Raw genomic sequence first — 13,649 nt, 5'->3', positions numbered from 1 at the left:
CTCCTCCACACCCCACCCCCCTCCCCCCCCCCCCCCACACCCCCCCCCCCCCCCCCCCCCTCCCCCCCCCCCCCCCCCCCCCCCCCCCTCTCTCCCCCCCCCCCCCCCCCCCCCCCCCCCCCCCCCCCCCCCCCCCCCTCGCCCCCCCCCCCCCCCCCCGCGGCCGTGATGGCGAGGGGGGACGAGGGCGGAGCGGCGCCCGTGTCCTCCGGGGCGTACGCCGCTGATCCGCCGCCGCCGCCGCACGCACGACCGCCCGGCGGCACACGGGGTGCCGCCGGGCGGTGCGTCAGCCGCTCACCGCGCCTCCCGGGTCACGGGAAGGTCAGCTTGAAGCCGTTGATGTAGCCGGTGTCCTGCGCGGCCTTGTCCTGGACGCGGAGCTTCCAGTTGCCGTTGGCGACCTCGGTGGAGGCGTTGACCGTGTACGTGGCCTTGACGTTGTCGGCCGAGTCGGAGGAGCTGAACGGCTTCAGGTTGTAGACCGAACCGTCCGGGGCGACGAGGTCGACGACCAGGTCACCGCGCCAGGTGTGGACGATGTCCACGTCCACCTTGAGGGTGGAGGGGGCGTTGCCGGCGATGCCGGTGACGTCGACGGCCGAGGTGACGGCGGCACCGTTGTCCGGGATGGCGACGTCGGCCGTGTTCTCGAAGACCTTGCCGGTGCCGGGGTCGCCGCCACCGGGGCGGGAACCGACGTTGACGCCGGCCCAGGCGTGCTCGACGGCCTTCACCTCGGCGCTGCCGGCTCCGTACAGCTCCGTGGCGACGGCGACCGTGCCGGTGCGCGCGGCGGCGTAGTTGGTCGTGGAGGTGAACTTGGTGGTGAGCGCCTTGTACCAGATCAGCGCGGCCTTGTCCCGGCCGATGCCGGTGACGGGCAGGCCGTCGGAGGTCGGCGAGTCGTAGTTCACGCCGTTGATGGACTTGGCGCCACTGCCCTCGGAGAGCAGGTAGAACCAGTGGTTCGCCGGGCCGGAGGAGTAGTGCACGTCGACGCCGCCGATACCGGAGTACCAGGCGTCCTTCGACGAGCCGTCCTTGCTGGGCTTGTCCATGTAGCGCAGCGGGGTGCCGTTGCCGCGGATGTCGATCTTCTCGCCGACGAGGTAGTCGCCCTTGTCGGCGGCGTTGTTGGCGTGGAACTCCACGGCGGCCGCGAAGATGTCCGAGGTCGCCTCGTTCAGGCCGCCCGACTCGCCGCTGTAGACGAGCTTGGCGGTCGCGGAGGTGATGCCGTGGGTCATCTCGTGGGCGGCGACGTCGATGGAGGTGAGCGGCTTGGTGTTGCCCGCGCCGTCGCCGTACGTCATGCAGAAGCAGCTGTCGGTCCAGAAGGCGTTGACGTACGCGTTGCCGTAGTGGACGCGGGAGTACGCGCCGACGCCGTCGCCCTTGATTCCGGAGCGGCCGTGGACGTTCTTGTAGTAGTCCCAGGTGAGCGCGGCGCCGTAGTGGGCGTCGGCGCCCGCGGTCTCCTTGTTCTGCGGGGTGCCGTCGCCCCAGACGTCGTCCGCCCCGGAGAACAGCGTCCCGGTGCCGGAGGTGCCGCCGTTGAGGTTGTACGTCTTGTGGTTGCCGCGGGCGGTGTCGGTCAGCGTGTACGAGGGCGCGGTGCCGAGGGTGACCTGGCCGCTGTACTGGGTGTTGCCGGTGCCGTTGTGGACGGCCTGCCACTCGTAGAGCTTGGCGCCCGTGGTGGCGTCGGTGACGACGTGCAGCTCGTTCGGGGTGCCGTCGTGCTGGAGGCCGCCGACGACCGTCTCGTACGCGAGGACCGGCTTGCCCTGGGCGAGCCAGACCACCTTGCGCGGGGCGCGCTCGGAGTCGGTGGCCTTGGAACCCTCGGCCCGGGCCGCGCCGACGGCCTGCTTCTCGGCGGCGGCGGGGGTGATCTCCGCGGTGGTGTCCACGCCCGTGAGCGCCGCCCGGGATGCCTTGCTGACCGCCTCGGTCCGTCCGGCCCCGGTCTCGGTGACGACCAGGTCGCCGCCGAGCACCGGGAGCCCTGCGTAGGTCCGCTCGTACCGGGTGTGGGTGGTGCCGTCGCGGTCCTGCACGACATCGCGGACGGCGAGCCTCTCCTGGGCGCCGAGGCCGAGTTCCCTGGCCGTCTCGGCCTTGCCGGCGTCGGCCGCGCGTATCAGCGCGGTGCGCTGCGCGGGGGAGAGGTCGGCGGGCAGGGAACCGGGGTCGGCCTTGCCGGCCACCTGGGCCTTGGGGGCCGCCGGGGTGCCGGCGGCGGTCGCGGCGCCGGACTGCACGCCCACGGTGAGCATGGCGGCGGCGGCGATCAGGGCACCGGTGGCGGTGGCGCGACGGCTTGGCGTGGATCTCACGCGGACTCCTTTTGAGGGGGGTTACCGGTCGGCTGGGTGGGCCGGCCGGGCGGAGCGGCCTGAATAAGCGCGGAACACATGCGGATCGAACACGGGAACTCGTGTCGAACAAGTGGTGCGGAGAACGGGGTAAGAGTGGCGCCGATCACGGCTCCCTGTCAGGAGCGCGTCAATAGATTGGCCGGAATTCGTCCGTTGCCCGAAAAGCCGTGTTCGTTAACCGGACGTTTCGCGGTGCGCACCGCGAAGCGGTGCGGCGCCCCGCCCGGCCCCCGGACCACTGGTCCGTGGCGGCCGGCGGGCGACTTGCCATTGTGAACGCGGTGTTGAGCGCGTGTGCCGCGCCATCCTCCACGCGCCCCTCGCCGCCGGGCGGACTTCCGGCCATCGCCTCCCGGCTCCCTCGGGCCGGCCGCCGTCCGCACCGGCGGCCCCGTCGTGCCGCGGGCGCCGGCTAGCGCTGCCGGGTCCCCTCCTCGTGCGGGAACAGGGCGAGCGGGGGCTCGCCCTCGAAGAAGGTCTTCGCGCGGATCATCGCCCGCTCGTCGTCGCGCACCTGGCCCGGCCGGGAGCCGTTGCCGAACAGCACCCCGCCGAAGCGCATCCCCAAATACGCCGCCGAGTTGTTGAGCGTGGTCACCAGCCCGTCGGCGACGGACTCGTCGGAGTCCGCCATGACCGTCACGCCCCACAGCGTCCGGCCCGCCATCCGCTCCTTGAAGTCCGAGCCGGGCGCCGTCAGCCAGCCGGACCAGTAGTCGAGGTAGCGCTTGGTCTGCGCGGAGACGGTGTACCAGTACAGCGGCGAGGCCAGGACGATGTCGGTGGCCTCCAGGGTGGCCCGCCGCAGCTCCTCCTCGCTCTCCCCGGCCGGCCAGTCGTCGGTCTCGTGCCGCCCGTCCTGGAAATCGGGCAGGGGGACGGCGTTCAGGTCCACCCAGCGCTGCGGTATCCCGGCGGGCAGTTGCGCCGCCGCGGTCCGGGCGAGCAGCTCGGTGTTGCCGTCGGTACGGGAGCTGCCGAGGACGAAGAGGAACGAACGGTCGGTGGCGCGGGCCGTGTGGGTGGTCATGTCAGCTCCGGCTCTGGGACCCGGCGCCCGACGGCGCCCCGGGCGCCGGCCGTCGCCCCGGGTCGTCGATGGCGTCGTCCCCTCCAACCACCTTGATGCGCATGCATATTCCGGCGTCGATCAGGTGATCGGGTGAGCCCGCGGGGCCATTGGAAGGATCATGGAGGGAACTCAGCCCACCAGGCTCTCCCGCCACGCCCGGTGGAGCCCCGCGAAGCGCCCCTCGCCCCGGACGAGTTCCGCGGGCGGCCCGTCCTCCACGATCCGGCCGCCCTCCATCACCAGCACCCGGTCCGCGATCTCGACCGTCGACAGCCGGTGCGCGATCACCACCGCCGTGCGGCCGTCCAGCACCGTGTCCATGGCACGCTGCACGGCCCGCTCGCCGGGGACGTCCAGGGAACTGGTCGCCTCGTCGAGGATGAGCACCGACGGGTCGGCCAGCAGCGCCCGCGCGAAGGCGACCAGCTGGCGCTGGCCCGCCGAGATCCGGCCACCCCGCTTGCGTACGTCGGTGTCGTAACCGTCCGGGAGGGCCGTGATGAAGTCATGGGCGCCGATGGCCTTCGCCGCCTGCTCGATCTCCGCGCGCGTGGCGTCCGGCCGCCCGATGGCGATGTTCTCCGCGACCGTCCCCGAGAACAGGAACGCCTCCTGGGTCACCATCACCACCCCCCGCCGCAACTCCGGCACCGACAGGTCCCGGAGGTCGACTCCGTCGAGCAGCACCCGGCCGGCGGAGGGGTCGTAGAAGCGAGCGAGCAGCTTGGCGAGGGTGGACTTGCCCGCGCCCGTCGACCCGACCACCGCGACGGTCTGCCCCGCCGGGATCGTCAGGCCGAAGCGCGGCAGCACCTCGCCGCCCGTGCGGTACCCGAAGCGGACGTCCTCGAAGACGACCTCCCGCCCGGGCGTCCCGGAGCGGGTCGGCGGCAGGGGACGGGGCGCCGCGGGGTCACGGACCGCCGGGGTCTGGGCCAGCAGTCCGGCGATCTTCTCCAGCGAGGCGGCCGCCGACTGGTACGAGTTGAGGAACATCGCCAGCCGGTCGATCGGGTCGTACAGCCGGCGCATGTAGAGCACGGCCGCCGCCAGCACCCCGAGCGCGAGCGTCCCGGACGCGACCCGGTAGGCGCCCCACAGCACCATGGCGGCGACCGCCGTGTTGGCGACCAGCCGGGAACCGATGACGTAGCGGGCCATCTCCAGTATCGCGTCGCCGTTGCGGCGCTCGTGGCGGTGGTTGAGCGCGCGGAAGTCGGCGTCGTTGGTCCGCTCGCGGCGGAACGCCCGCACCGGGCGGATGCCGTTCATCGTCTCCGCGAACTTCACGATGACGGCGGCGATGGCCGTCGACCGCGCGCTGAACGCGACGGCCGCGCGCCGCCGGTAGACCCGTACGAGCAGGTGCAGCGGGAGGAAGGAGACCAGCGCCACCGCGCCGATGCCCAGGTCGAGCCAGAGCAGGAGCACGGAGATGAAGGCGAAGGACAGGAGGACGCCGATCAGCTCCTGGAGCCCCTCGCCGAGCAGCTCGCGCAGCGACTCGACGTCGGTGGTGGAGCGCGAGATCAGCCGGCCGGAGGTGTACCGCTCGTGGAAGTCGATGCTCAGCGCCTGCGCGTGCCGGAAGATCCGCCCGCGCAGGTCGAGCAGGACGTCCTGGTTGACCCGGGCGGAGGCGCGGATGAAGGCGTACTGGAAGAGGCCGGCGCCCGCCGCGCACACGCCGTACCCCGCGGCCACCGCGACCAGCGGCCCGTGGTCCCCGCCCCGGAGGGCGGGCACGGCCCGGTCGATGGCGTACGCGACGAGCAGCGGCCCGGCCTGTACGGCGGCCTGCTGGAGCAGCAGCAACAGCGCGGCCAGCGCGACCCGCCCCCGCCGCGGCGCCAGCAGCGACCGCAGCAGCCGCCCCGTGGCCCCCTCCGCCACCGGCAGGTCGTCCCGGTCGAACGCGTCAGTCCCGTCCGCGCCGTCAGTCCCGTCCGCGCCGGGAGTCCCGCCCGGCTCCGGCGTCTTTCCGCCGGCCGGAAGACCCGCCGGGGGACCCGCCGCAGGGCCGGCCCGGGGTACCGGGGACGTCCCGCCCACCGTGTCCGTCATCGCGCACCACCCGTCGTTCCGGCTCCCGACATGAGCCATGCGTACTCCGCGCTGTCCCGCAGGAGTTCCTGGTGGGTGCCGACCGCGGTGACGCGCCCCGCCGAGAGGAGGGCCACGCGGTCGGCCAGCATGACCGTGGACGGGCGGTGGGCCACCACCAGCGCGGTGGTGTCCCGCAGGACGTCCCGCAGCGCGGCCTCGACCAGCGCCTCGGTGTGCACGTCCAGCGCCGACAGCGGATCGTCCAGCACCAGGAAACGCGGGCGGCCCACCACCGCCCGCGCCAGGGCCAGACGCTGGCGCTGGCCGCCCGACAAACTCAGGCCCTGCTCGCCGACCTGCGTCGCGTCCCCCTGGGGCAGGTGCTTCACGAACCCCGCCTGGGCCACCTCCAGAGCGCGCCGCAGCTCCGGCTCGCCCGCGCCCCCGGGGCCGGCGCCCATCAGCACGTTCTCCCCGACGCTGGCCGAGAACAGCGTCGGCTCCTCGAACGCCACGGACACCAGCTCCCGCAGCCGCTCCCGGGGCATGGCCGCCACGTCGACCCCGTCCAGCAGGATCCGCCCGGCCGTCACCTCGTGCAGCCGCGGCACCAGCGCCGTCAGCGTCGTCTTGCCCGAACCGGTGGCCCCGACCAGGGCCATCGTCTCGCCGGGCCGGACCACCAGATCGACCCCGTCCAGCACCGGAGGCGCGTCCTCCGGCGCGTCCGGATAGCGGAACGTCACGCCCTCAAAGCGCAACCCGCCCAACGGCGACCCCACCGGCACCGGACGGGACCCGCCCCCGTCCCGGCGTGCGTCGTCCTCCTCCGCCTCGTCCATCACCTCGAAGAACCGCTCCACCGACGTCGCCGCCTCCTGGCTCATCGCCAGCAGGAACCCGATCGATTCGACCGGCCACCGCAGCGCCAGCGCCGTCGACAGGAACGCCACCAGGGTCCCGGCGGACAGCGCGCCGTCCGCGACCTGGACGGTGCCCAGCACCAGTGCCACCCCGATGGCCAGTTCCGGCACCACGGTGATGACCGCCCAGATGCCCGCCAGCAGCCGCGCCTTGCTCAGCTCCGTGCCCCGCAGCCGCTCGGCCAACGCGCCGAACGCCGCCGCCTGGCTCCGGTGGCGGCCGAAGCCCTTGACGATCCGGATGCCGAGCACGCTCTCCTCGACGACCGTCGTCAGGTCGCCCACCTGGTCCTGGGCGCGCCGCGCCACCAGCGAGTAGCGCGACTCGAAAAGCGAGCAGACCGCGATCAGGGGCACCACCGGCACCAGTAGCACCAGGCCCAGCGTCCAGTCCTGCACCAGCAGCACGCCGCAGCCCACCACCACCGTCACACCGTTGACGAACAGGAACGTCATCGGGAACGCCAGGAACATCCGTATCAACGACAGGTCCGTCGTCGCCCGCGACAGCAACTGTCCGGACGCCCACCGGTCGTGGAACGCGATCGGCAGCCGTTGCAGGTGCCGGTACAGGTCCGCGCGCATGGCGGCCTCCACGCCCGCCAGCGGCCGGGCCACCAGCCAGCGCCGCAGCCCGAACAGCGCGGCCTCCGCGATCCCCAGCGCCAGCACCACCAGCGCCCCGAACCACACCCCGCCGGGCTCCCGCCCGGCCACCGGCCCGTCCACGATCCACTTCAGTACGAGCGGGATGACCAGGCTCAGACAGGACGCCACGACGGCCACGACCGCCGCCGTGACGATGCGCGCGCGCACCGGACGCACGTACGGCCACAGCCGCAGCAGTGTGCGAACGGTCGAACGATCCCTGGTCGCTGCATCCTTCTTCGGCATCGGAGCGAGCCTACGGTTCGGCACCGACATCGCTCACGTGCTTTTTCCGACGCGTACCGACGCTCATCCCGCGGTCGCGGCCGCGCGCCGGCCGGCGGCGTTCAGTCCCGCACCCTCAGCAGCAGCACCGACCGCGCCGGCACCGTCAGCACCTCCCCGCCCGGGTGCACCGTGCCCGGCGCCCCGGACTGGTCCTCCCGCGAGGTGTCCACGACCAGCTCGTACGCCCCCGCCCACGGCGGGCCCGGCAGACGGAAGTCCACCGGATCGGCGCCCGCGTGGAGGACCGCCAGGAAACTGTCGTCCGTGATGGGCTCACCGCGCGCGTCCCGGCCCGGGATGTCCCGCCCCGACAGGTACATCCCGATCGTCGCGGTCCGGGCGTACCAGTCCCCTTCCGTCATCTCCGCGCCCGCCGCCGTGAACCACGCCAGGTCCCGCAGCCCGTCCACGCCCTGCGGGCGGCCCGAGAAGAAGGCCCGGCGGCGCAGCACCGGGTGGGCGTGGCGCAGCGCCAGCAGCCGGGAGGTCAGCTCCAGCAGCCCCTGCGGGCCGGGGCGTTCCGGCAGTGACCAGTCGACCCAGCCGATCTCGTTGTCCTGGCAGTAGGCGTTGTTGTTGCCGCCCTGGGTGCGGCCCATCTCGTCGCCCGCCACCAGCATCGGCACGCCCGTGGACAGGAGCAGCGTGGTGAGCAGGTTGCGCACCTGGCGCCGCCGCAGCGCGTTCACCGCCGGGTCGTCCGTCTCGCCCTCGACGCCGCAGTTCCAGGAGCGGTTGTCGTTCGTGCCGTCCCGGTTGCCCTCCCCGTTCGCCTCGTTGTGCTTGCGCTCGTACGACACCAGGTCGCGCAGCGTGAAGCCGTCGTGGGCGGTGATGAAGTTGACGGAGGCGTACGGGCGCCGGCCGCCCCACGCGTACAGGTCGCTGGACCCCGACAGCCGGTAGCCGAGGTCGCGCACGTCCGGCAGGGCGCCGCGCCAGAAGTCGCGGACGGCGTCCCGGTAGCGGTCGTTCCACTCGGTCCACAGCGGCGGGAACGCGCCCACCTGGTAGCCGCCGTTGCCGACGTCCCACGGTTCGGCGATCAGCTTCACCCGCCGCAGCACCGGGTCCTGGGCGATCGTCGCGAGGAACGGCGACAGCATGTCGACGTCGTGCATCGAGCGGGCGAGCGCCGCCGCCAGGTCGAAGCGGAAGCCGTCGACGCCCATCTCCGTGACCCAGTAGCGCAGCGAGTCGGTGATCAGCCGCAGCACGTGCGGCTGGACGACGTGCAGGGTGTTGCCGCAGCCCGTGTAGTCGGCGTATCTGCGGGCGTCGGCGGCCAGCCGGTAGTAACCGCGGTTGTCGATGCCGCGCAGCGACAGCATGGGGCCCAGCTCGCTCGCCTCGGCGGTGTGGTTGTACACCACGTCGAGGATCACCTCGATGCCGGCCGCGTGCAGCGCCTTCACCATCCGCTTGAACTCGCCGACCTGCTGTCCGGCCGTCCCCGAGGCGCTGTACGCGGCGTGCGGCGCGAAGTAGCCGATGGAGTTGTAGCCCCAGTAGTTCTTCAGCCCGCGCCGCAGCAGGTGGTCCTCGTGCGCGAACTGGTGCACCGGCAGCAGCTCGACCGCCGTCACCCCGAGCGACACCAGGTGCTCGATCGCCGCGGGGTGCGCGAGCCCCGCGTAGGTGCCGCGCAGCTCCTCCGGGATGCCCGGGTGGCGCTTGGTGAAGCCGCGCACGTGGACCTCGTAGATGACCGAGTCCGCCCACGGGGTCTTCGGCCGCCGGTCGTCGGACCAGTCGTCGTCGTCGTGGACGACGACCCCCTTCGGCACGTACGGGGCCGAGTCGCGGGTGTCCCGGACGGTGTCGGCGACGTGCTGCTCGGGCCAGTCCCGCACATGGCCGTACACCTCGGGCGGAAGCGAGAAGTCGCCGTCGACCGCGCGCGCGTAGGGGTCGAGGAGCAGCTTCGCCGGGTTCCAGCGGGCGCCCGTCCACGGGTCCCAGCGGCCGTGCACCCGGTAGCCGTACCGCTGCCCCGGCCGTACACCCGGCACGAAGCCGTGCCAGATCTCATGGGTCAGCTCGGTCAGCGGCAGCCGGGTCTCGGCACCGCCCTCGTCGAAGAGGCACAGTTCCACCGCCTCCGCCCCGCCCGCCCAGAGCGCGAAGTTCGTCCCCGCCGCCCCGCCGGGCCCGGCCCGGAACCGGGCGCCGAGCGGCGTGGGCGCGCCCGGCCATACGGGTGGGGAGGGCGCGGCGGGGTCCCGGGGGAGCCCGTCCGGTCCATGGTGACGTGCCCCGGCGGGGGCGGGCCTCCCGTCCAGCAGTGCGTCACCCACCGCACGCTGCACTGCCTGCTGCTCGGCTGCGCTCGACACCTGCCCGCCTCCCGCGGCTCCCTTTGTGGTGGCGCGGTTCACCTCCGGCGCACTCCGCCCGTGTCGACGGCCGATCGTGCCCCCGGGTGTCCCCCCGGCCTGCGGGGTGCGCCCGGTTCCTCACGACCCTCCGCGCGTTCTCCCTCCCGACACGGCAGCGCCCCTTCGGCTCACTCGCCACGAGGCCGCGGCGTCCCTGCCGCGGCCCCGCACATGGTCCTCCACCTGTTCTTCCCGGACTGCCTGCCTCCCAACATGACCCGCACTGACGTTTCCCCTGGAGGGGGGCAGTCGTTGGTCGCATCGTGAGACACGTACTGAAGCGGGCAGGGCTCGGCATCGCCGCTGCCGTGGCATGCGCGGGGCTGATGGCGGGGTTGGCCGGGTGCACCGGTGGCGGTGGTCTGGACATCGGCATGGGCGGCAAGGGGCGGTCCCCGGACGACACCATCCGGGTGACGCCCGGGGACGGCGCGAAGGGTGTGACCCCGGACGGCCGGGTGGAGGTGAGCGTCCCCAGCGGGCGGCTGGAGCGGGTCAGGGTGGTGAAGGTCGAGGACGCGCAGCCGGAGCGGGTGCCGGGCGCGATCTCGGAGGACGGGCTGCGCTGGCACCCGGCGCCCGGTGTGCGGCTCGCGCTGGCCGCCAAGTACAGCGTGGACGCGGTCGCGCTGGACGCCCACGGGCGGCGTTCGGCCCGGCACACGACGTTCACCACCGCGGTCCCCGAGCACCGGTTCATCGGCTACTTCGCGCCGGAGAACCGCTCCACCGTCGGCACCGGCATGATCGTCTCTTTCTCCTTCAACCGTCCCATCGAGAACCGGGCGGCCGTCGAGCGGGCCATCCGGGTCACGTCCCGGCCCCCGGTGGAGGTGGTGGGCCACTGGTTCGGCAAGGAGCGCCTGGACTTCCGTCCGCGCGCGTACTGGAGGCCCGGCACCGAGGTCACCGTCGGCCTGCGGCTGCGCGACGTGGAGGGGGCGCCGGGGGTGTACGGGATCCAGCACAAGGAGGTCGGGTTCAGGGTCGGCCGCTCCCAGGTCTCCCTGGTGGACGCCGAGGAGCACACCATGGAGGTGCGGCGCGACGGCCGGCTCCTCACGACGGTGCCGATCACGGCGGGAGCACCGAAGACCACCACCTACAACGGGAAGATGGTGGTGACGGAGCTGTTCGACGTCACCCGGATGAACGGCGCCACGGTGGGCTTCAAGGACAAGGACGGCAAGGGCGAGTACGACATCAAGGACGTCCCGCACGCCATGCGGCTCACCGACTCGGGGACGTTCCTGCACGGCAACTACTGGGCACCGGCGTCCACGTTCGGCACGGCCAACGTGAGCCACGGGTGCGTGGGGCTGCGCGACGTGAAGGGCGGCAGCGCCGACTCCCCGGCGGGCTGGTTCTTCGACCGGACGCTGATCGGGGACGTCGTGGAGGTGGTCAACTCGACCGACCGGACGGTGTCGCCCGACAACGGCCTGGGCGGCTGGAACATGGACTGGGCCCGCTGGAAGGCCGGTTCCGCCCTGCGGTGACCCCGGCCATCTCTCGCCGTTCCCGCACGGTCCGGCACGGCCCGCCCCGGTCCTGGACACGTTGGGACTGAACGGTGACATCCGGGGGCGCTCGGTACCGCCTGCGGTGTGATTATCTATCGCGGTGCACGCGCGAGTGGGCGTGCGGGGGTGCGGGCCGTGGCGGGGCCAGGCCGTGCGAGGGGAGAACACCGAAGTGAACGTGCAGCCGATATCGGGGGCATCGGCCGGGGCGGGCGGAAGCGGATCCGGCAAGGGGCTGTCGGCCCTGGTGCTGGGGGCGCTGCTGCTGCTGGTGACGGCATGCGGGGGGTCGGGGTCCGCCGAGAGCGGCAAGGGCCCGGAGAAGACGAAGGGCGGCGGGCAGGTCGCGAACGCGGCCTCCCAGGCGGTGGTGACCGTCGCGCCCAAGGACGGCGCCGCGTCGGTCGCGACGAGCGGCGCCCTGAAGGTCACCGCCGAGAAGGGCAAGCTGGTCACGGTCACGGTCGCCGATTCCAAGGGCAACCGGGTCGAGGGCAAGCTGGCCGCCGACGGCACCAGCTGGGAGCCGGTACGGCACCTGGCCGCCGCCACCAAGTACAAGGTGCACGCGGTCGCCAAGGACGCCGACGGGCGTGAGTCGGCGAAGGACACCACCTTCACCACGCTCGTACCGAAGAACACCTTCATCGGCCACTACACGCCGGAGGACGGCTCGACGGTCGGCGTCGGCATGCCGGTGTCGATCAACTTCAGCCGGGGCATCACCGCCCCGGAGGCCGTGGAGAAGGCCATCAAGGTGACCGCCGAGCCGTCCGTCCCGATCGAGGGCCACTGGTTCGGCAACGACCGCCTGGACTTCCGTCCCGAGAAGTACTGGGCCGCGGGCACCAAGGTGACCGTGCGGCTGAACCTGGACGGCGTCGAGGGCCGCCCGGGCGTCTACGGCAAGCAGTCCAAGACGATCCGGTTCACCATCGGCCGCAGCCAGGTCTCGACGGTCGACGCGAGCGCGAAGACCATGAAGGTCGTCCGCGACGGCAAGCTGATCAAGACGGTCCCGATCACCGCCGGCGCGCCGTCCACGACGACGTACAACGGCCAGATGGTCATCAGCGAGAAGTACAAGGTGACCCGGATGAACGGCGCCACCGTGGGCTTCGGCGGCGAGTACGACATCAAGGACGTCCCGCACGCGATGCGCCTGTCCACCTCGGGCACCTTCGTGCACGGCAACTACTGGGCCTCCCGCGACACCTTCGGGTCGGCCAACGTCAGCCACGGCTGCGTCGGTCTGCGGGACGTGCGCGGCGCCTACGACGACGCGACCCCGGCGGCCTGGTTCTACGACAACTCGATCATCGGTGACGTGGTGGTCGTGAAGAACTCCAAGGACAAGCAGATCCAGCCGGACAACGGCCTCAACGGCTGGAACATGGCCTGGTCGGAGTGGACCGCGTAGGACCCGGAGGTCCCCGCCCAACGGGCCCGGTGCTGTTCCTCACAGCACCGGGCCCGTTGTCGTTAACGGCGGCTAACCTGCCCTGCATGACAGTCACTCTCGAAGTCTCCGAAGGCGTCGGCACCCTCCGCCTGGACCGCCCGCCGATGAACGCTCTGGACATCGCCACCCAGGACCGGCTGCGCGAGCTCGCCGAGGAGGCGGCCCGCCGCGACGACGTCCGCGCCGTGGTGCTCTACGGCGGCGAGAAGGTGTTCGCGGCCGGCGCGGACATCAAGGAGATGCAGGCGATGGACCACGCGGCCATGGTGCTGCGCTCCAAGGCCCTCCAGGACTCGTTCACCGCCGTCGCCCGCATCCCCAAGCCCGTCGTCGCCGCCGTCATCGGGTACGCGCTGGGCGGTGGCTGCGAGCTGGCGCTGTGCGCCGACTTCCGGATCGCCGGTGACAACGCGAAGCTCGGCCAGCCCGAGATCCTGCTGGGCCTGATCCCGGGCGCGGGCGGTACGCAGCGCCTCGCCCGCCTCGTCGGCCCGTCCAAGGCCAAGGACCTCATCTTCACGGGCCGTCACGTCCGGGCCGACGAGGCCCTCACGATCGGGCTCGTCGACCGGGTCGTCCCGGCGGCCGAGGTGTACGAGCAGGCGCACGCGTGGGCCGCGAAGCTGGCCCAGGGGCCCGCGTTGGCGCTGCGCGCCGCGAAGGAGTCCGTGGACGCGGGGCTGGAGACCGACATCGACACGGGCCTGACCGTCGAACGCAACTGGTTCGCCGGGCTGTTCGCCACCGAGGACCGGGAGCGCGGCATGCGCAGCTTCGTGGAGGAGGGGCCGGGCAAGGCCAAGTTCCGGTGACCGACGGCTAGTTGTCAGCCGTGCGGGTGGTTCGGGGTGGACGCGACGGCACTGAGCGCGTGGCGCGCCCGGACGCGCCCCTCGGCCGCACGGCCGGTGTCGCCGCAGGTCAG

Annotated in this window: 8 protein-coding genes; 3 read left to right on the top strand and 5 right to left on the bottom strand. The window is 72.8% G+C overall.

The window, feature by feature from the left end; genetic code table 11:
• Positions 1-314: 314 nt before the first annotated feature.
• From AC07DW_RS18510 to glgX, 5 genes are all read right to left on the bottom strand, one after another.
• Positions 315-2,342, bottom strand: a complete 2,028-nt coding sequence (locus AC07DW_RS18510; RefSeq protein WP_478858709.1) for a M4 family metallopeptidase — start codon at positions 2,340-2,342, stop codon at positions 315-317.
• Positions 2,343-2,796: 454 nt separating this feature from the next.
• Positions 2,797-3,414, bottom strand: coding sequence for a flavodoxin family protein (locus AC07DW_RS18505; protein ID WP_478858708.1), 618 nt, complete (start codon positions 3,412-3,414; stop codon positions 2,797-2,799).
• A gap of 171 nt (positions 3,415-3,585) precedes the next feature.
• Positions 3,586-5,520 (bottom strand): ABC transporter ATP-binding protein, encoded by a 1,935-nt coding sequence (locus AC07DW_RS18500; protein WP_478858707.1) that lies wholly within the window; start codon positions 5,518-5,520, stop codon positions 3,586-3,588.
• Positions 5,517-7,319, bottom strand: coding sequence for an ABC transporter ATP-binding protein (locus AC07DW_RS18495; protein WP_478858706.1), 1,803 nt, complete (start codon positions 7,317-7,319; stop codon positions 5,517-5,519). Before AC07DW_RS18495 ends, AC07DW_RS18500 begins: the two co-directional genes overlap by 4 nt.
• A gap of 101 nt (positions 7,320-7,420) precedes the next feature.
• The gene (glgX, locus tag AC07DW_RS18490) at positions 7,421-9,697 is read right to left on the bottom strand and encodes a glycogen debranching protein GlgX (RefSeq protein ID WP_478858705.1); all 2,277 of its coding nucleotides are present in this window, start codon (positions 9,695-9,697) and stop codon (positions 7,421-7,423) included.
• A gap of 305 nt (positions 9,698-10,002) precedes the next feature.
• Between glgX and AC07DW_RS18485 the strand changes: the two genes are divergently transcribed.
• The 3 genes from AC07DW_RS18485 to AC07DW_RS18475 all read left to right on the top strand — a co-directional run bounded on the left by AC07DW_RS18485 (position 10,003) and on the right by AC07DW_RS18475 (position 13,536).
• Positions 10,003-11,238 carry a L,D-transpeptidase gene (locus tag AC07DW_RS18485; RefSeq protein ID WP_478858704.1) on the top strand — a complete coding sequence of 412 codons (1,236 nt, stop codon included), beginning with the start codon at positions 10,003-10,005 and terminating at the stop codon, positions 11,236-11,238.
• 196 nt (positions 11,239-11,434) lie between these two features.
• Positions 11,435-12,682: a L,D-transpeptidase gene (locus AC07DW_RS18480; protein WP_478858703.1), complete on the top strand. Its 1,248-nt coding sequence runs from the start codon at positions 11,435-11,437 to the stop codon at positions 12,680-12,682.
• Between the two features lie 86 nt (positions 12,683-12,768).
• A complete protein-coding gene (locus AC07DW_RS18475; protein ID WP_478858702.1) occupies positions 12,769-13,536 on the top strand; it encodes an enoyl-CoA hydratase/isomerase family protein in 768 nt (255 codons plus the stop codon).
• Positions 13,537-13,649 lie beyond the last annotated feature (113 nt).

Source organism: Streptomyces sp. NPDC045701, from assembly GCF_056432045.1.
Note: the sequence above shows the minus strand (reverse complement) of the source record. Positions and strands in the feature narration are given on the sequence as shown.